Source organism: Pseudomonas sp. TE3728 (assembly GCF_056279145.1).
Genome location: NZ_JBWBQT010000001.1, coordinates 5,799,830 through 5,816,887, shown reverse-complemented (window position 1 = coordinate 5,816,887; position 17,058 = coordinate 5,799,830). Strand labels below are relative to the sequence as shown.

Below are 17,058 nucleotides of genomic sequence, written 5' to 3'. Positions count from 1 at the left end.
CTGGAGTTGAATCCACCGCTGCAGACAGCCACAAAAAAGCCCCACCAGATCACTCTGCGTGGGGCTTTCAAATAGGTGGTGTCCCAGGGCAGGTTCGAACTGCCAACCTTCCCCTTAGGAGGGGGATGCTCTATCCAATTGAGCTACTGAGACACAAGTCGCCCGCAAAGGAATGCAGAGCGATGGACGGCGTGCATGTTAACGGGCAGGCCCGCTTTTGTCATGTCGTCCGTAGGGCTTTTTAAGTGTAGGCAGACGCCTCACGAGAGCGTGGCTTTGTTTACCGTGCAATTTGCATCACCGCAAAATGCCATCATTGCAAAATGCAATGCAGATCCTTTGCAAAAATATCTTAATTCATTGTTTTTAAAGGATTTAATAGTCGTTAAACTTTTGGCATGCGGGCTGCTTCGACTGTTTCAACAAACACAGGAGATCAGCCCCATGAACAGCGCGCTTTTAATCGCGAACGCGGTCGCTTTGGCGGTTCTGTTGGGTTTTCATTTCTTCCCTGAAAACGACGCTACGACAATTGCTCAACGCATACCTCATTACCTGCAGCTGCAAAAAACGCCTCAATTGGCCGTCACGAACGATCAACGCAGTGTTGTCGGCCAAGAGGTGAGCCAAGAGACTATTCAGTTGCGCACACAGTCTTTCGAACGCTTGGTATTTTGAAATCACCCCATCAGGAGCACAGCATGTCTAAATCAGCCGCAGGATTTTTCGTCCTCGCCTTACTGAGTGGCATCCTTCATTTGTCATTGGTCGGGGACACGGTCGTCACCCTGCCCCTGATTGCTTGCGCCGTGTTCGGTGCGCTGTTTGTGCTGGCGTTGATCGCCGGGCGCAAGATCAAGTTCGATCCGGTTTTGCGCTGAGGTTCAGCAGCTCCAGAAGATTGGCGACAGTTACAGTAAGGTCGCCGGAGTTATCGAGTCGACAGATCTGCATACCATCGATTGACTCATCAGCCGTAAACAGCGCATTACGGCGCAGTCTTGCTTCAATTTCTGCCGGGCTCTCACGCCCCCGCCGTAAAAGGCGCTCGCGCAGGGCTTCATCCTTGACCGTCAATAGCACCGGCAATAGCTTGGGATAGCGCTGTTGCGCTTCTGCCAAGTGCCCGCGCGAACCGTTGATCAACACATCGCGACCGTCCGCGAGCCATTGGTCTACGCGCACAGGAATACCGTAATTGAGCCCATTGGCCTGCCACGACAGCGCAAAATCCCCTTCGGCCCTGCGTTGTTCGAACTCTTCGCGGGACACCTCGATGGCGTCTTCACCCAACGATTCCGCCGAACGTGTGATAACGCGACGCACGACTTCACAATTGCGTGCGCGCAGCGGTTCGCGAGCGGCTTCGATAAGGCTGTCCTTGCCGGATCCCGAAGGCCCCATTAAATAAATTAGCCTGCCACCCATCCTGAAATCATCCCGCGCCATACGCCCAGACTAGTAAATCGGCCATTTGCCACTATCCTGTATAAGGTAAGGAACAAGGATCGAATCCGCATAGCATGCACCTTCAGGCGTCTTCGGGCATCACCTGTCGGGCAAGAGGACGCGGTCAGTCATTCGGACTCATGGATTATTTTCAAACCAGTCCGCATTTCTGGTAATAGGTGCTGGCATTAAGCCTTTACCCAGATCAATATTTGTCACAGAATTGACGCCAATGATCTGGCTAATTTGAGGCATGATGCGCGCCTCTATCAATTCAGGTTGAACATTTGGCCGGAGTGCTTGTCCTATCTGACATCCTGCGGCCTATCCCGAGAACCGCTCCCCTGAACTAACCGGTTAAATATATGCGCCCATTGAAACAGGCAATTTATTCCAGCCGTACGGCTGACAAGTTCGTCGTACGTCTGCCAGACGGAATGCGTGAACGCATTGCCGAGGTGGCTCGCAATCATCATCGCAGCATGAACTCCGAAATCATCGCGCGCCTTGAGCAAAGCCTTATTCAGGAAGGCGCGTTGGGTGAAGAGTTGAGCATGCGCCTGGACAGCCCCGAACTGTCTTTGCACGAACGCGAACTGCTGCAGCGCTTCCGCCAGCTCTCCCACCGCCAGCAAAACGCTCTGGTTTCGCTGATCGCCCATGACGCCGAAATGGCCGCAGACGCTTCCTGATTCATCCCGAAAGCTCAAGCCAGCGTAATTGCTGGCTTTTTTTTGCCTGAAATCTGGCTAAAAAAAACCCGCCGATTGGCGGGTTCTTTTAAAACAGGACATCAAAGCAGGAAAATCGTCGCCAGCCCGAGGAAGATGAAAAAGCCACCGCTGTCGGTCATGGCAGTGATCATCACACTGGCACCCATTGCCGGGTCGCGCCCGAGCCGCGCCAGGGTCATCGGAATCAAAACCCCCATCAATGCCGCAAGCAGCAGATTAAGCGTCATGGCGGCGGTCATCACCACGCCCAGGGACCAACTGCCATAAAGCAGATAGGCCACCACACCAATCACGCCGCCCCAGACCAGACCATTGATCAGGCCAACCGCCAACTCCTTGCGCATCAGCCGCGACGTATTGCCGGTACTGACCTGGTCCAGCGCCATAGCCCGAACGATCATGGTGATCGTCTGGTTACCCGAGTTGCCACCGATACCGGCGACGATCGGCATCAATGCCGCGAGTGCTACCAGTTTCTCGATCGAGCCTTCGAACAGGCCGATCACCCGCGATGCAATGAACGCGGTGATCAGGTTTATCGCCAGCCAGGCCCAACGGTTGCGCAGGGACTTCCAGACTGATGCGAAAATATCTTCTTCTTCACGCAGACCCGCCATGTTGAGAACTTCGTTTTCGCTCTCTTCACGAATCAGGTCGACCATTTCATCGATGGTCAGACGACCGATCAGCTTGCCGTTCTTGTCGACTACGGGGGCCGAGATCAAGTCGTAACGCTCGAATGCTTGCGCTGCCTCGTAAGCATCTTCATCCGGATGAAAACTCACCGGGTCGCTGGCCATGACTTCCGACACCTGCTTTTCCGGGTCGTTGACCAGCAGACGCTTGATTGGCAACACACCCTTGAGCACGCCGTCGTAATCGACCACGAACAGTTTGTCGGTGTGGCTTGGCAGTTCTTTGAGACGACGCAGGTAACGCAAAACCACTTCGAGACTGACATCCTCACGGATAGTCACCATCTCGAAGTCCATCAGCGCGCCGACCTGTTCCTCGTCATAGGACAACGCGGAGCGGACGCGCTCACGCTGTTGATTATCGAGGGTTTCCATCAGCTCGTGGACGACGTCTCGCGGCAGCTCGGAGGCCAGGTCAGCGAGTTCGTCGGCATCCATGTCCTTGGCCGCCGCCAAGAGCTCGTGATCGTCCATGTCGGCGATCAGGGTTTCACGAACCGAATCGGATACTTCGAGCAGAATGTCGCCGTCGCGATCAGCCTTGACCAGTTGCCAGACCGTCAGGCGATCGTCCAGCGGCAAGGCTTCAAGGATGTAGGCAACGTCGGCGGAGTGCAGATCATCGAGCTTGCGTTGCAACTCGACGAGGTTTTGCCGGTGAACCAGGTTCTCGACCCGGTCGTGATGCGGACCTTCCTGGCGATGAGTCAGGTCTTCGACCACTCGCTGGCGCTGCAGCAGCTCAACGACTTGAGCGAGGCGGTCCTGCAAGCTTTCCTGCGTTTTCTTTACTTCAACTTCAGACATAGGCGAACTCCACTCCCAGCAGCGGGGCACGCCGGAAGGATCAATCAGTCAATTCATGATTGTAAAAACGTGGTAACGAGTAACTACTGGGTAAGTCCATGGAGGTATTCCACAAGCCCCGGCGGGGCTGACGGGCGCAATGATAACACCGCCTGACGGTTTTAAACGTTAAAAAATAGCGGCTGAAACAAGTGCTTGCGAGATAAACCTGAGCGCCATCCTGATCCATGAAACTGCGACGACTCATCCTGAAAAGAAAACACACCGCCGCCTGAAAATGTAATGACTACCCTTGATGAAGACCGTCATGGAGGACGTCGAATGCCATCGATTGCTCAATATTTGCTAGCCGCCCTGCTCTGCCTGCCGCCCCAGGTGCTCGCCACGACCGTTCACCGGTGCGAAGCCGCCAATGGGCACATCACCTTCACAACCTTGAGCTGTACGGCAGGAGAAAGCCTCTCAGCACACGACGTACGCACGTTCCTGCCAGGCAGCGTGACGCCCCTGATGCCTGAGGCCGAGTCTCGCGAAACATCAGGTACAAAATTGCAAAGGAGAGAGCCGACGGTCGCTGGTCAATCCGAAGGCAGATGTGGAGATCTGCTCAGCGCGAAGGAACGCCGCATAGCGATCATCAATCAGCGGGTCGTTGCCGGCATGAGTCAGCAGGACGTCGAAAGCGCCCTCGGCAAACCCGACAAAATCACCACCCGCAATTCAGCCATAAGCTATCGCTACGACAACAAGCGAGGGCGCAGTGCTCATGTCGAGTTCGACGAGAAAGGTTGTACTAAAGGAAAAGCCAAATCGCAGACGGCAAAAATCCCGCGTTAAACGCGGGCTTTTTGGTGTTTGGTGCACTCGACAGGATTCGAACCTGTGACCGCTCGGTTCGTAGCCGAGTACTCTATCCAGCTGAGCTACGAGTGCATTTGTGTTTTTATACCAGATCACAACTGGTTGAAGCCAAGTTATTCACATTACTGCAAACAACTCTTAAATGGTGCACTCGACAGGATTCGAACCTGTGACCGCTCGGTTCGTAGCCGAGTACTCTATCCAGCTGAGCTACGAGTGCATTTGTTGCCGCGCATTATAGGCCGTTAAATCTTTTTGTAAAGCACTTTTTCTAGTAATTTCAACAACTTACCGAAGAAGCCAGATTACAACGTACTACGCAAATAATGGCGGAGAACGGGGGATTCGAACCCCCGACACCCTTTTGAGGTGTACTCCCTTAGCAGGGGAGCGCCTTCGGCCACTCGGCCAGCTCTCCGCAACACGGGGCGTATCTTAACCAACCTTTTCCCCGTTTGCAAACATAAAAAACGATAAAAATTAATGGCTTGGTTCTTCGTCCTTCTCTTTCTTTATACGCAGGTAAATTTCTTCACGGTGCACAGCAACCTCTTTCGGGGCATTCACACCGATACGCACTTGATTTCCTTTTACGCCGAGCACGGTCACAGTGATTTCGCCATCACCAATAATCAGGCTTTCTGCGCACCGACGAGTCAGAATCAGCATACCTTTCTCCTCACGCATTTCATTTCAGGGACAACAGTCTGCAAAAAAAAGGCATTCGACCTACAACCAGAACGATCGCAGCCCTACATGCCTGAGTATTGACTAGCGCGAGCAAAAGAACAGTTTTGGTACGCGCCATTCAAAAAACGAAGGGCGCGGTCAGACCGCGCCCTTGGGGAACGTATTACTCGCCCTGTCGGGCTGGCGCATCCAGTTCGAAAGCCGTGTGCAGAGCGCGCACAGCCAGCTCCAGGTACTTCTCTTCGATCACCACGGACACCTTGATTTCCGAGGTCGAGATCATCTGGATGTTGATGCTCTCTTTCGCCAGGGATTCGAACATACGGCTGGCCACACCTGCGTGGGAGCGCATGCCGACGCCGACGATCGAGACCTTGGCGATCTTGGTGTCGCCAATGACTTCACGGGCACCGATCTCGCGAGCAGTGTTTTCCAGCACGGTTTGCGCCGCCTGGAAGTCATTGCGGTGCACGGTGAAGGTGAAATCGGTGGTGTTATCGTGCGCAACGTTCTGCACGATCATGTCGACTTCGATGTTCGCGGCACTGATCGGGCCGAGAATCTTGAACGCCACGCCCGGGGTGTCTGGCACGCCACGGATGGTCAGCTTGGCTTCATCGCGGTTGAAAGCGATGCCGGAAATGATCGGCTGTTCCATGGTTTCCTCTTCATCAATAGTAATGAGGGTGCCCGGACCCTCCTTGAAGCTGTGCAGTACGCGCAGCGGAACGTTGTACTTGCCGGCGAATTCCACCGCACGGATCTGCAACACCTTGGAACCGAGGCTGGCCATTTCCAGCATCTCTTCGAAGGTGATCTTGTCCAGGCGCTGAGCCACGGACACCACACGCGGATCGGTGGTGTAGACGCCGTCGACGTCGGTGTAGATCTGGCATTCGTCAGCCTTCAGGGCTGCCGCCAGCGCCACGCCGGTGGTGTCGGAACCGCCACGACCGAGGGTGGTGATATTGCCGTGCTCGTCGACGCCCTGGAAACCGGCGACAACCACCACACGACCGGCCTTCAGGTCACCGCGAATCTTCTGGTCATCAATCTGCAAGATACGCGCTTTATTGTGCGCGCTATCCGTCAGAATCCGTACCTGATTGCCGGTGTACGACACCGCTGGCACGCCACGCTTGATCAGCGCCATGGCCAACAGTGCAATCGTCACCTGCTCACCGGTGGATACGATCACATCCAGCTCACGAGGAACCGGCTGGCCGTCGCCACTGATTTGCTTGGCCAGATCGATCAGACGGTTGGTCTCGCCGCTCATTGCGGACAGCACAACCACCAGGTCATCGCCCGCCTCGCGGAATTTCTTAACCTTGTCGGCGACCTGCTCGATTCTCTCGACAGTGCCGACTGAGGTGCCTCCAAATTTCTGTACGATCAAAGCCATTTCAAAGCCGCCTCTGCCGCCCATGAAGGGCGCCCAATAATCACTCAAACAGCGTTCTGGCCCGCCACTAGACCGCGGGCCAGGCACACTGCCTTATAAACCCTGCTCTACAAATGGAACGGTCAGGGCCAATGCGGCATCCAGTGCGCCAGCGTCAATACCACCGCCCTGCGCCATGTCTGGACGACCACCGCCCTTCCCGCCCACTGCCGCAGCAGCCTGTTTCATCAAATCACCGGCTTTGAGTTGGCCAGTCAGGTCTTTGGTCACCCCTGCAACCAGAACGACCTTTTCCTCATGGACACTGCCGAGCAGGATCACTGCGCGGCCGAGTTTGTTTTTCAATTGATCGACCAGCGCCAACAGCGCCTTGCCGTCCTGACCGTCCAGACGCACGGCCAGCACTTTCACGCCTTTGACGTCCAGGGCAGAAGCCGACAGATCGTCGCCCGCCGCGCTGGCCGCCTTGGCCTGCAGCTGCTCGAGTTGCTTCTCCAGCAGACGGTTGCGCTCCAGCACAGCCGACAGCTTGTCGATCAGGTTATCGCGGCTGCCCTTGACCAGGTTGGCCGCTTCCTTGAGTTGTTCTTCAGCCGCGTTCAAGTAGGCCAGCGCTGCTGCGCCGGTCAATGCCTCGATACGACGCACACCGGAGGCTACACCGCCTTCGCTGATGATTTTCAGCAGACCGATGTCGCCGGTACGGGTGGCGTGAATACCGCCGCACAACTCGACAGAGAAATCGCCCATGCTCAGCACGCGCACGCTGTCGCCGTACTTCTCGCCGAACAGCGCCATGGCGCCTTTTTGCTTGGCGGTTTCGATGTCGGTTTCTTCGGTTTCAACTTCGGAGTTCTTGCGAATCTCGGCGTTGACGATGTCTTCCAGCGCCTTCAACTGCTCAGGCTTGATCGCCTCGAAGTGGCTGAAGTCAAAGCGTAGACGCTGACTGTCGACCAACGAGCCCTTCTGCTGAACGTGCTCGCCCAGTACCTGACGCAATGCAGCGTGCAGCAAGTGAGTGGCGGAGTGGTTCAGCGACGTCGCGTGACGCACGTCGGCATCGACATGAGTCTCGACCGGAGCGCCAACGATCAGGCTGCCCGAATCCAGCACACCGTGGTGCAGGAACGCGCCGCCGGTCTTGGTGGTGTCGCGCACGTCGAAACGCGCAGCGCCAGCCTGGAGGAAGCCGCAATCACCAATCTGACCACCGGATTCGGCATAGAACGGGGTCTGATTGAGAACGACCACACCCTCTTCGCCTTCGCTCAGCACGTCAACCGATTGCCCGTCTTTATAGAGAGCAACGATTTTGGCGGAACCGCTGTGAGCGGTGTAACCGGTGAACTCGGTGGCCACATCAACCTTGACCAGGCTGTTGTAGTCCATGCCAAAGGAGCTGGCGGAGCGAGCACGGACGCGCTGGGCTTCCATTTCGCGCTCGAAACCTTCTTCGTCGATGGTCAGGCTGCGCTCGCGAGCGATGTCGCCGGTCAGGTCCATCGGGAAGCCGTAAGTGTCGTAAAGCTTGAACACTACATCGCCCGGCACCACGTCGCCTTTGAGTTCGGCCAGATCCTGCTCGAGGATCTTCAGGCCCTGCTCCAGGGTTTTGGCGAATTGCTCTTCTTCGGCTTTCAGGACGCGCTCGATGTGCGCCTGTTGGGATTTCAGCTCAGGGAACGCTTCGCCCATCTCGGCGACCAGGGCCGCAACGATCTGATAGAAGAAGCTGCCCTTGGCGCCCAGTTTGTTGCCGTGACGGCAAGCGCGACGAATGATCCGGCGCAGCACATAACCGCGACCTTCGTTGGATGGCAGCACGCCGTCGGCAATCAGGAAGCCGCACGAACGGATGTGGTCAGCCACGACTTTCAGCGAAGCCTGAGCATCGTTGGTGCAACCGATGGCTTTGGCCGATGCGCTCAGCAGGCTCTGGAACAGGTCGATTTCATAGTTCGAGTGAACGTGCTGCAGCACGGCACTGATCCGCTCCAGGCCCATGCCGGTGTCCACCGACGGCGCTGGCAACGGGTGCAACACGCCATCGGCGGTGCGGTTGAACTGCATGAACACGTTGTTCCAGATTTCGATGTAACGGTCGCCGTCTTCTTCCGGCGAGCCCGGTGGGCCACCCCAGATGTCGGCGCCGTGATCGTAGAAAATCTCGGTGCAAGGACCGCATGGGCCGGTATCGCCCATGGTCCAGAAGTTGTCGGACGCGTACGGCGCGCCCTTGTTGTCGCCGATACGAACCATGCGCTCGGCCGGCACGCCGATGTCTTTGGTCCAGATGTCGTACGCCTCGTCATCGCTGGCGTAGACGGTGACCCAAAGCTTTTCTTTGGGCAGGTTCAGCCACTTTTCGGAGGTCAGGAAGTTCCAGGCGTAGGTGATGGCGTCACGCTTGAAATAATCACCGAAGCTGAAGTTACCCAGCATTTCGAAGAAGGTGTGGTGACGGGCGGTGTAACCGACGTTTTCCAGGTCGTTGTGCTTGCCGCCGGCGCGCACGCATTTCTGGCTGCTTACAGCGCGGGTGTACGCGCGCTTTTCCTGGCCCAGAAAGCAGTCCTTGAACTGGTTCATCCCCGCGTTAGTGAACAGCAGGGTTGGGTCGTTGCCCGGAATCAAAGAGCTGGAGGCTACACGGGTGTGGCCTTGCTCTTCGAAGAAGCGAAGGAAGGCTTCACGGATTTCTGCGCTTTTCATTAGGTTCTTCCACGGAGGCTGCGGCCAAAGGCCTGTGCGAAACGTCAACAGACGAAGCGACGGCAAAGGGCCGCATTATATCGGCGTTAGTGACTAGGTACAGTGTGTTTGTACGATACAAACAGTCAATTGGACGGCTAACACGGTCAGTTGTGAGAAAAGTCGGCAAATGTGGCGACGACTTGCTCGATTTGCGCACGACTGACGTCCATGTGCGTGACCATTCGCAGACGACCGGCAGCGCTGAGCTTGATCCCGCGTGTCGCGGCAAAAGCCTTGATCGCTTCGGCCTTGTCGCCCATTTGCACGTAAACCATGTTGGTCTGCACCGGCTCGACCTCATAGCCCGCGGCTCGCAGGCCGTCGGCCAAAAAATGCGCATTGGCATGGTCATCCGCCAGGCGCTGAACGTTGTTGTCCAGCGCATAAAGCCCCGCCGCGGCGAGAATCCCGGCCTGGCGCATGCCGCCGCCGACCATTTTGCGCAGACGCCGCGCCTTGGCGATCAACTCGACCGAGCCGCACAGCACCGAACCGATCGGCGCCCCCAGACCTTTGGACAGGCAAACCGAAACCGAATCGAAATACTGAGTGATCTCTCGGGCATCGACACCCAGCTTGACTGCCGCGTTGTAGAGCCGCGCGCCATCCAGGTGCAGCGCCAGGCCATTTTCATGAGTTAAACGGCGTGCCCGGGCCAGATACTCCAGCGGCAGAACCTTGCCCTGCATGGTGTTTTCCAGAGCCAGCAAACGAGTGCGGGCGAAGTGGAAGTCATCCGGTTTAATTGCCGCGGCGACCTGCGTCAGGTCCAGCGAACCATCGGCCTGCACTTCCAGCGGCTGCGGCTGGATCGAACCGAGCACTGCCGCGCCACCACCTTCGTACTTATAGGTGTGAGCCTGTTGTCCGACAATGTATTCGTCACCGCGATCGCAGTGGGCCATCAGGCCGAGCAAGTTGCTCATGGTGCCCGTCGGGACAAACAGGGCCTGGGCAAAACCCAGTCGTTTTGCCAGTTCGGCTTCCAGACGGTTGACCGTCGGATCTTCGCCATAAACGTCGTCACCGGTGGCTGCATTCGCCATCGCGTCGAGCATCCCTGCGGTCGGTTGGGTGACGGTGTCGCTGCGAAGATCGATAACGCTCATGAATCTGGCCTCGGTAAGCAGGGGGAAATCCCTTTCAGGAAGGAATTACTGCGGTCATGCCGATGATTAATCAACCCTTCGGCTAGGAAAAGGTGGTTCAAGCCAACGAAAAAGTCGATAACAATCATCAGATAGCAGCAATGCACAGGTGAGAAATATGTGTTAAAAACGCTTCGCCGCCAAACAATCTGGCGGCAAAACGTTCTCAGGGCGGGGTGCGACTCCCCACCGGCGGTAATTGCGCGCAATGCGCATAGCCCGCGAGCGCTTGGCGGCAGCACGGCAATGGCTGTGATGGCGGCAAGGTCAGCAGACCCGGTGTGATCCCGGGGCCGACGGTCATAGTCCGGATGAAGAGAGAACGGGATTGGCGCCGCCCAGGTTCTGTACCAAAGCGCCGTCCGCAGGCACTTGTGTCTGCGTACCCTTAAATCCCATTCGATTCATAACGCCCTGTTTTTCACACAAACAGGAGTCAGAACATGCAACCCACCGCAATCGATAGCAAAAGCAAAAACCATCAGGGCGAGCGCGTCGCGTTCATCCAGGCCTGCTGGCACAAGGAAATCGTCGATCAGAGCCGTAAAGGCTTCGTCGCCGAAATGATTGCTCAGGGTTATCAGGAATCGGACATCGATTTCTTCGAAGTCGGCGGCGCCTTTGAAATCCCGCTGCACGCCAAACTGCTGGCCAAGTCGGGTCGTTATGCCGGCATCGTCGCGGCGGGCCTGGTGGTCGACGGCGGCATCTATCGCCATGAATTCGTCGCCCAGTCAGTGATCAGCGGCCTGATGCAGGTACAGCTGGAAACCGAAGTGCCGGTGTTCTCGGTGGTTTTGACCCCGCATCACTTCCATGCAGGCGAAGAACATCAGAAGTTCTTCTTCGAGCATTTCGTGCATAAAGGTCAGGAAGCGGCGAAGACGTGCGCGGATACGCTGCACAAGATGCGGGCGTTGCGTCGTACTGAGCCGCGTGCGGTAGCCGTCTGATTCACCCTTGAACCTGTAGGAGCTGTCGAGTGAAACGAGGCTGCGATCTTTTGATTCTTAAACAACAAGATCAAAAGATCGCAGCCTCGTTTCACTCGACAGCTCCTACAGGGATCCAAGTCGGGTCCGATATTTGGAATCAGGCGAGGTTTTCGTCGGTGGTCGGCACGATCAGAATGCCGGCGCGCAGGCCGTTCTTGACCTTGGGGTTGGGGAAGATGATCCGGGCACCCTGCTCTTCAATGACCCAGCGGGTATTGGCGATATCCTCGGCCAGTACATACCCCACCTTCAACTCTGAAAAGTTCTCGATATCCGCCGGCAGGTTCAGGCGGAAGCTATCGCTGTGCTTGATGACTTCCCGCGCAACGCTGAACAACTGCAAACCATCCAGCCCGTCGTCGGTCATTGGCGGCTCGGTACCTTCGATGATCTGCTTCAGGCGGGTTTCAAGAAGATCGACGTTGACCCCGTCGTTCTGCCCGAACGGCCGGGCCTTGCCCAACTCCAGGGTGAAGGACTCGGCATCGAGCTTGTCGTAGGTATAGGAGCTGAAGACGATGGAGGGTTTGTTCTGCAACAGCACCGCTTCCATGCCGGCGGCACGCAGGCGAGCCAGTTCCTGACGTGAATGCTGACGACCTTCTTTCCAGGGGTACAGGGCGAACTGCTCGATTTTCGAGCCACGGATCGCCGTGTGCAGATCGTAATGCAGGCGATTGCGGTCCGGCAGGCTGAAGAAAGTCGCCGCCAGCCGCTCCAGCTCACAAGCGCGCAAGGCCTCGGAACCACTGGTTTGTTCGTGCCGACCGTTGAACAGCCGATTGACATCCTGCTCGATGAAACGCTCGCCTTTGCGAATCGCTTCCGGGTTCCCGAACAGGAACAGAATACGTGCGCGCGGCTTCAAGTCACCGCGGGCGATGTCATGCAACAGGCGATCGAGCAGCTCGATCGGCGCTGTTTCGTTGCCATGGATGCCGGCCGATAGCAGCAGGTCCAGGCTATTGTCGCGGGCTTCAGGTGGCCGGACTTCCAGCGCACCTTCGCTCAACCAGCGCATGCGCACGCCTTCGACAGTCAGTTGAGTCTTCTCCGCCGGTTCGCGGCCGGCGAGGGTCAGTTCAAGCAGTTTGCCGAGGGCGAGCATAGAGCGGTTTCCTTAGTGGTCGTGATTGCAATCCGGGCCGTGTACGTGGTCCTCATCATCACCGACGTCGGCCGGTTCCATCTCCAGTTGCAAACTTACCAGATTAGTCGCCAATGGGCGCAGCAGCAGGTTGGCGTATTCAGCGTCACCTTCTTCGACGTCCACGCCGATCAACAACTGACCGCGGCCGTCCTGCTGGATCCACAGCTCTTTGCCTTGCCACATGACCGCGACGCGGGTGCAGGAAGTTTCCAGTTGCGTGCCGTCGGTGTCTTCAAGGATCAGCTGCAGGGTATCGCTCATGTGTTTTACGCTCTCGACGTTCAATTGATCTGGAATGGATAAACCGCGCCCAGTTTAAGGATTTGCGTCAGTTCATCCAGTGCCGTCCGGCACTCAAGCAGCAATTGCGGGTCCGCCAGATCGTTTTCGGTCATGCGGTCGCGGTAGTGCTTGTCGACCCATTCGGTCAATGTGCCGTACAACGGTGCCGTCATGATAACCCCTTGGTTGACGGCCGCCAGTTCGGTTTCGTTAAGTGCGACGCGCAACCGCAGGCAAGCCGGGCCCCCGCCGTTCTGCATGCTCTGCTTGAGATCGAAAACTTTCACTTCGCGGATCAGGCCGCCAGAGCTGGTCAGGCCTTGCAGGTACTGCCAGACACGCTCGTTGCCACGGCATTCTTCCGGCACGATCAATAGCATGGAGCCGTCAGGACGCGACAGCAGCTGGCTATTGAACAGGTAGGAACGTACCGCGTCTTCCACGGTGACCGCGGAACGCGGTACGCAGATCGACTGAAATTTCCCACCGACTTTTGCGAGTTTGCCTTGCAGTTCAGCCAGCATCTGCTCGGTGTCGAGGAAGGCGTCCTCGTGATAGAACAGCACCTCGCCGTTACCCACTGCGATCACGTCGTTGTGGAACACGCCCTGATCGATCACCGAAGGGTTCTGCTGGGCATAGACCACGCCGTCATCACTCAGGCCGTGCAGACGCGCGACGGCCTGGGACGCTTCGAGCGTCTGGCGTGCCGGGTACTTCTGCGGATTCGGGTAACGGGTGTCGAACGCGCTGCGACCGAACACGAAAAACTCGACGCCGGCTTCACCGTAGTCACGGCAGAAACGGGTGTGGTTGGCCGCGCCTTCGTCACCGAACTGCGCCACGGCTGGCAAAGCGGCGTGGTGAGCAAAGTGCTTCTGATCGGCGAACATCGCCCCCAGTACGCGGCTGGTGGTCGGGTGTTCGATGCTGCGGTGGTATTTGCAGTTCAGGTTGGCGGCGGTGAAATGCACGCGGCCATCCGCGGTGTCGGCGCTCGGGCTGACCGTGGCGGCGTTCGCCACCCACATGCTCGACGCCGAGCAACTGGCAACCAGCAGCGGCATGGCATCTTTGGCGGCGCGCTCGATCACCTGAGCATCGGTACCGCTGAAACCCAGCCGGCGCAGTGCGGCTACGTCCGGACGTTCTTGTGGCGCCAAAACGCCTTGTTGAAAGCCCATTTCCATCAGCGCTTTCATCTTCGCCAGGCCCTGTAGCGCGGCTTCCTTAGGGTTCGAAGACTGCTGGCTGTTGCTCTGGGACGCGACGTTGCCGTAGGACAGGCCGCCGTAGTTATGGGTCGGCCCCACTAGACCGTCAAAATTGACTTCATAGGATTTCATCAGCGAGGCTCCACGAGAATCTGTTGTTATGGCTTCAGTAACTATTCAGTAAGACCGCGGCGCGGCCATCGCCAGCAGGCTGGCTCCCACAGGTTCGGTGGTGTTCACACATTTTGTGTGCGACCCAATCACTGTGGGAGCCAGCCTGCTGGCGATGGGCATCACGCCATTTTCACGCCAGGCGTGAGAGCCGCTGGCATGGTCAGGCTCGGGGTTTCCAGCGAGGCCACCGGGTACGCGCAGTAATCTGCAGCGTAGTAGGCACTGGCGCGATGGTTGCCCGATGCGCCGACACCGCCGAATGGCGCGCTGCTCGCCGCACCGGTCAGCTGCTTGTTCCAGTTGACGATACCGGCCCGGCTTTCCAGCCAGAACTGCTGATAACGCGCTTCGGAATCCGACAGCAAACCAGCCGCCAAGCCATAGTCGGTGTCGTTGGCTTCAGCGATCGCCGCTTCAAAATCAGCGTAGCGGATCACTTGCAGCAGCGGACCGAACAGCTCTTCGTCCGGGCGATCGGCAACCGCCGTTACGTCCAGAATGCCCGGGGTCAGCAAGGCTGCCTGGGCCTGGGGCTGAGTCATTTCCAACAGCGCCACGGCGCCGTTGGCCAACAGATGTTCTTGCGCATCCATCAGCGCTTTTGCAGCGCCGAGGGAAATCACCGAGCCCATGAACGGCGCCGGTTGCTGATCGAACGCACCGACTTCAATCGTCGAGCTGACCGCCACCAGACGCGCCAGCAGCGTATCGCCCCAGGCGCCTTGCGGCACCAGCAAGCGACGGGCACAGGTGCAACGCTGACCGGCAGAAATGAAGGCCGACTGAATAATGGTGTAAACAGCGGCATCGAGGTCCGCGACTTGATCCACCACCAGCGGGTTGTTACCGCCCATTTCCAGCGCAAGGATCTTGTCTGGGCGACCGGAAAACTGCTTATGCAGGTGATTGCCGGTACGGCTGGAACCGGTGAAGAACAGACCGTCGATGCCCGGGTTCGCCGCCAGGGCGATACCGGTTTCGCGGGCGCCTTGCAGCAGGTTCAACACACCGGCCGGCAGACCGGCTTCGATCCAGCACTTGACCGTCAGCTCGGCCACTTTCGGGGTCAGCTCACTCGGCTTGAACAGCACGCTGTTCCCGGCCAGCAGCGCCGGCACGATGTGACCGTTCGGCAAGTGGCCGGGGAAGTTATAAGGACCAAACACCGCCACCACACCGTGCGGCTTGTGGCGCAACACTGCAGTGGCGTCGCCCAACGGGCCGCTCTTCTCGCCGGTACGTTCGCGATAGCTCTGCACCGAGATGGCAATCTTGTTGACCATGCTGGTGACTTCAGTCGCCGCTTCCCACAGGGGTTTACCGGTTTCTTCACCGATGGTGCGAGCCAGCTCGTCAGCGTGATTCTTCAACGCTGCGGCAAAGGCTTCCAGCACGCTGATGCGCTCTTCCAGGGTACGACGGGCCCAACCCGGGAACGCTTGACGCGCAGCCTGCACAGCCGACTCGACCTGACCGGCCGTGGCGCCTTCGCCGGCCCACAGCACTTGCTGGGTCACCGGGTTTACCGATTGAAAGCTTTCACCCTGACCAGCCAGCCATTCACCGGCGATGTATAGCGAATTCATTATTTCGACTCCCGAGCAGCGGACAACGGAACGGCGCGTACTTGATCGCCGGCGTTGAGTTGAAGACGTTTGGCGGTCAACGGATCGACCACCAAAGTGCCGGCGGCGAAGCGTGCTGGTGCGGCAGTGATCCGGCAGTCTTCGCGCTTGCGGTTATGAATCAGGAACGGCGTGGCGTCGTCACCCGGAGTGCCGATGGCCAGCACCAGCGCCTGACTGTCGCGCACTGCGCGGATCTTGGTGGTTTCGCATTCCACCGCAGGGCCGGCATCAAAGATGTCGACGTAACCTTGATAGCTGAAACCTTCGCTCTTGAGCATCGACAGCGCCGGCTCGGTGTCCGGGTGAACCTGGCCGATCACGTTGCGCGCATCTGGCGACAGGAAGCAGGTGTACAGCGGGAATTTCGGCATCAGTTCGGCGATGAACGCCTTGTTGCCCACGCCGGTAAGGTAATCGGCCTGGCTGAATTCCATCTTGAAGAAATGCCGACCCAGGCTTTCCCAGAACGGCGAACGCCCGGCCTCATCAGACACCCCGCGCATTTCGGCGATGATCTTGTTGCCAAACAGTTGCGGAAACTCGGCGATGAACAGCATCCGCGCCTTGGCCAACATGCGGCCGTTGAGGCCAGTGCGGAAATCGGCGTGCAGGAACAACGAACACAACTCGGAATTGCCGGTCAGGTCGTTGGCCAGGAACAGCGTCGGAATTTCGCGGTAGATGTTCAGCTCTTGCGAGGCGCTGACCGTCAGGCCGACCCGGAAGTTGTACCAGGGCTCACGCAGGCCGACGGCGCCGGCAATGGCGGAAATGCCCACCACGCGGCCATTGTCGTCTTCGAGTACGAACAGGTAGTCCGCATCACCGCGCCCTGCTTCGCCGCGGAAGGTCTTCTCGGCCCAGCCGACCCGATGGGCCAGACGTTCTTCGTTGGCCGGCAAGGTGGTCAGGCCGGTACCGGTGCTGCGGGCCAGGTCGATCAGAGCGGGTAAATCGCTGCTGCGTACGGGACGAACAATCATGCTATCTCCTCAAACGGGCCGCTGACGCCACCCGTGAAACTCGCTGCTTTACTCAGCATTCACTCTTTATAGGCATAGCAGCAGGC

Annotated in this window: 16 protein-coding genes, 4 tRNA genes and 1 riboswitch; of the genes, 5 read left to right on the top strand and 15 right to left on the bottom strand. The window is 57.9% G+C overall.

All coding sequences use genetic code 11. From position 1 onward, the window contains the following. Nucleotides 1–76: 76 nt before the first annotated feature. Nucleotides 77–153 (bottom strand) — tRNA-Arg (locus ACZ89R_RS25670). 291 nt (nucleotides 154–444) lie between these two features. On the opposite strand from ACZ89R_RS25670, the gene ACZ89R_RS25665 reads away from it, so the two are divergent. Next, nucleotides 445–678 (top strand): hypothetical protein, encoded by a 234-nt coding sequence (locus tag ACZ89R_RS25665; RefSeq protein WP_192344439.1) that lies wholly within the window; start codon nucleotides 445–447, stop codon nucleotides 676–678. A gap of 23 nt (nucleotides 679–701) precedes the next feature. Further along, on the top strand, nucleotides 702–881 hold the full coding sequence (locus tag ACZ89R_RS25660; protein ID WP_063342836.1) for a PA3371 family protein: 180 nt from the start codon (nucleotides 702–704) through the stop codon (nucleotides 879–881). Here the strand turns inward: ACZ89R_RS25660 and phnN are convergent. Next, the gene (phnN, locus tag ACZ89R_RS25655) at nucleotides 856–1,428 is read right to left on the bottom strand and encodes a phosphonate metabolism protein/1,5-bisphosphokinase (PRPP-forming) PhnN (RefSeq protein WP_429547946.1); all 573 of its coding nucleotides are present in this window, start codon (nucleotides 1,426–1,428) and stop codon (nucleotides 856–858) included. The two genes, ACZ89R_RS25660 and phnN, sit on opposite strands and share 26 nt — an antisense overlap. 386 nt (nucleotides 1,429–1,814) lie before the next feature. Between phnN and ACZ89R_RS25650 the strand changes: the two genes are divergently transcribed. Further along, a complete protein-coding gene (locus ACZ89R_RS25650) occupies nucleotides 1,815–2,141 on the top strand; it encodes an Arc family DNA-binding protein (RefSeq protein ID WP_003178899.1) in 327 nt (108 codons plus the stop codon). Between the two features lie 101 nt (nucleotides 2,142–2,242). Here ACZ89R_RS25650 and mgtE read toward each other — a convergent pair whose 3' ends face one another. Continuing rightward, on the bottom strand, nucleotides 2,243–3,685 hold the full coding sequence (gene mgtE, locus ACZ89R_RS25645) for a magnesium transporter (RefSeq protein ID WP_192344437.1): 1,443 nt from the start codon (nucleotides 3,683–3,685) through the stop codon (nucleotides 2,243–2,245). 321 nt (nucleotides 3,686–4,006) lie between these two features. Between mgtE and ACZ89R_RS25640 the strand changes: the two genes are divergently transcribed. Next, entirely contained in the window at nucleotides 4,007–4,522 is a 516-nt protein-coding gene (locus ACZ89R_RS25640; RefSeq protein WP_429547698.1) for a cell envelope protein SmpA, read from the top strand. Nucleotides 4,523–4,541: 19 nt separating this feature from the next. Here ACZ89R_RS25640 and ACZ89R_RS25635 read toward each other — a convergent pair. From ACZ89R_RS25635 to ltaE, 7 genes are all read right to left on the bottom strand, one after another. Continuing rightward, nucleotides 4,542–4,618, bottom strand: a tRNA-Arg gene (locus ACZ89R_RS25635). Nucleotides 4,619–4,689: 71 nt separating this feature from the next. After that, nucleotides 4,690–4,766, bottom strand: a tRNA-Arg gene (locus ACZ89R_RS25630). A gap of 107 nt (nucleotides 4,767–4,873) precedes the next feature. Beyond that, nucleotides 4,874–4,964, bottom strand: a tRNA-Ser gene (locus tag ACZ89R_RS25625). A gap of 62 nt (nucleotides 4,965–5,026) precedes the next feature. After that, the gene (gene csrA, locus ACZ89R_RS25620; RefSeq protein ID WP_002554426.1) at nucleotides 5,027–5,215 is read right to left on the bottom strand and encodes a carbon storage regulator CsrA; all 189 of its coding nucleotides are present in this window, start codon (nucleotides 5,213–5,215) and stop codon (nucleotides 5,027–5,029) included. Nucleotides 5,216–5,399: 184 nt separating this feature from the next. After that, a complete protein-coding gene (locus ACZ89R_RS25615) occupies nucleotides 5,400–6,641 on the bottom strand; it encodes an aspartate kinase (RefSeq protein WP_038979429.1) in 1,242 nt (413 codons plus the stop codon). Nucleotides 6,642–6,734: 93 nt separating this feature from the next. After that, nucleotides 6,735–9,356 (bottom strand): alanine--tRNA ligase, encoded by a 2,622-nt coding sequence (alaS, locus tag ACZ89R_RS25610; RefSeq protein ID WP_429547699.1) that lies wholly within the window; start codon nucleotides 9,354–9,356, stop codon nucleotides 6,735–6,737. 146 nt (nucleotides 9,357–9,502) lie between these two features. Next, the gene (gene ltaE / locus ACZ89R_RS25605; protein WP_429547700.1) at nucleotides 9,503–10,507 is read right to left on the bottom strand and encodes a low-specificity L-threonine aldolase; all 1,005 of its coding nucleotides are present in this window, start codon (nucleotides 10,505–10,507) and stop codon (nucleotides 9,503–9,505) included. 197 nt (nucleotides 10,508–10,704) lie between these two features. Further along, nucleotides 10,705–10,874: riboswitch (FMN riboswitch) on the top strand. A 115-nt stretch (nucleotides 10,875–10,989) separates the two neighbouring features. Here ltaE and ACZ89R_RS25600 point away from each other — a divergent pair. Then, complete coding sequence (locus tag ACZ89R_RS25600; protein ID WP_429547701.1) at nucleotides 10,990–11,499, top strand: 6,7-dimethyl-8-ribityllumazine synthase; 510 nt, start codon at nucleotides 10,990–10,992, stop codon at nucleotides 11,497–11,499. A gap of 139 nt (nucleotides 11,500–11,638) precedes the next feature. On the opposite strand, the gene astE is transcribed toward ACZ89R_RS25600, so the two are convergent. The 5 genes from astE to astA all read right to left on the bottom strand — a co-directional run bounded on the left by astE (nucleotide 11,639) and on the right by astA (nucleotide 16,972). Then, nucleotides 11,639–12,649 (bottom strand): succinylglutamate desuccinylase, encoded by a 1,011-nt coding sequence (astE, locus tag ACZ89R_RS25595; protein ID WP_429547702.1) that lies wholly within the window; start codon nucleotides 12,647–12,649, stop codon nucleotides 11,639–11,641. A 12-nt stretch (nucleotides 12,650–12,661) separates the two neighbouring features. Next, nucleotides 12,662–12,952 carry a hypothetical protein gene (locus tag ACZ89R_RS25590; protein WP_007904718.1) on the bottom strand — a complete coding sequence of 97 codons (291 nt, stop codon included), beginning with the start codon at nucleotides 12,950–12,952 and terminating at the stop codon, nucleotides 12,662–12,664. Between the two features lie 20 nt (nucleotides 12,953–12,972). Beyond that, entirely contained in the window at nucleotides 12,973–14,319 is a 1,347-nt protein-coding gene (gene astB / locus ACZ89R_RS25585; RefSeq protein WP_429547703.1) for an N-succinylarginine dihydrolase, read from the bottom strand. 161 nt (nucleotides 14,320–14,480) lie between these two features. Then, nucleotides 14,481–15,950, bottom strand: coding sequence for a succinylglutamate-semialdehyde dehydrogenase (gene astD / locus ACZ89R_RS25580; RefSeq protein ID WP_429547947.1), 1,470 nt, complete (start codon nucleotides 15,948–15,950; stop codon nucleotides 14,481–14,483). Continuing rightward, nucleotides 15,947–16,972: an arginine N-succinyltransferase gene (gene astA / locus ACZ89R_RS25575; protein ID WP_429547704.1), complete on the bottom strand. Its 1,026-nt coding sequence runs from the start codon at nucleotides 16,970–16,972 to the stop codon at nucleotides 15,947–15,949. The genes astD and astA overlap by 4 nt, the downstream gene beginning before the upstream one ends. Nucleotides 16,973–17,058 lie beyond the last annotated feature (86 nt).

What these genes read in the sequence shown, in the direction of transcription:
- mgtE (WP_192344437.1), bottom strand. Translation starts at nt 3,685, where the DNA reads ATGTCTGAAGTTGAAGTAAAGAAAACGCAGGAAAGCTTGCAGGACCGC.
- ACZ89R_RS25650 (WP_003178899.1), top strand. Translation starts at nt 1,815, where the DNA reads ATGCGCCCATTGAAACAGGCAATTTATTCCAGCCGTACGGCTGACAAG.
- ACZ89R_RS25665 (WP_192344439.1), top strand. Translation starts at nt 445, where the DNA reads ATGAACAGCGCGCTTTTAATCGCGAACGCGGTCGCTTTGGCGGTTCTG.
- astB (WP_429547703.1), bottom strand. Translation starts at nt 14,319, where the DNA reads ATGAAATCCTATGAAGTCAATTTTGACGGTCTAGTGGGGCCGACCCAT.
- ACZ89R_RS25615 (WP_038979429.1), bottom strand. Translation starts at nt 6,641, where the DNA reads ATGGCTTTGATCGTACAGAAATTTGGAGGCACCTCAGTCGGCACTGTC.
- alaS (WP_429547699.1), bottom strand. Translation starts at nt 9,356, where the DNA reads ATGAAAAGCGCAGAAATCCGTGAAGCCTTCCTTCGCTTCTTCGAAGAG.
- astA (WP_429547704.1), bottom strand. Translation starts at nt 16,972, where the DNA reads ATGATTGTTCGTCCCGTACGCAGCAGCGATTTACCCGCTCTGATCGAC.
- csrA (WP_002554426.1), bottom strand. Translation starts at nt 5,215, where the DNA reads ATGCTGATTCTGACTCGTCGGTGCGCAGAAAGCCTGATTATTGGTGAT.
- ACZ89R_RS25660 (WP_063342836.1), top strand. Translation starts at nt 702, where the DNA reads ATGTCTAAATCAGCCGCAGGATTTTTCGTCCTCGCCTTACTGAGTGGC.
- ltaE (WP_429547700.1), bottom strand. Translation starts at nt 10,507, where the DNA reads ATGAGCGTTATCGATCTTCGCAGCGACACCGTCACCCAACCGACCGCA.
- ACZ89R_RS25600 (WP_429547701.1), top strand. Translation starts at nt 10,990, where the DNA reads ATGCAACCCACCGCAATCGATAGCAAAAGCAAAAACCATCAGGGCGAG.
- astE (WP_429547702.1), bottom strand. Translation starts at nt 12,649, where the DNA reads ATGCTCGCCCTCGGCAAACTGCTTGAACTGACCCTCGCCGGCCGCGAA.
- ACZ89R_RS25590 (WP_007904718.1), bottom strand. Translation starts at nt 12,952, where the DNA reads ATGAGCGATACCCTGCAGCTGATCCTTGAAGACACCGACGGCACGCAA.
- ACZ89R_RS25640 (WP_429547698.1), top strand. Translation starts at nt 4,007, where the DNA reads ATGCCATCGATTGCTCAATATTTGCTAGCCGCCCTGCTCTGCCTGCCG.
- phnN (WP_429547946.1), bottom strand. Translation starts at nt 1,428, where the DNA reads ATGGGTGGCAGGCTAATTTATTTAATGGGGCCTTCGGGATCCGGCAAG.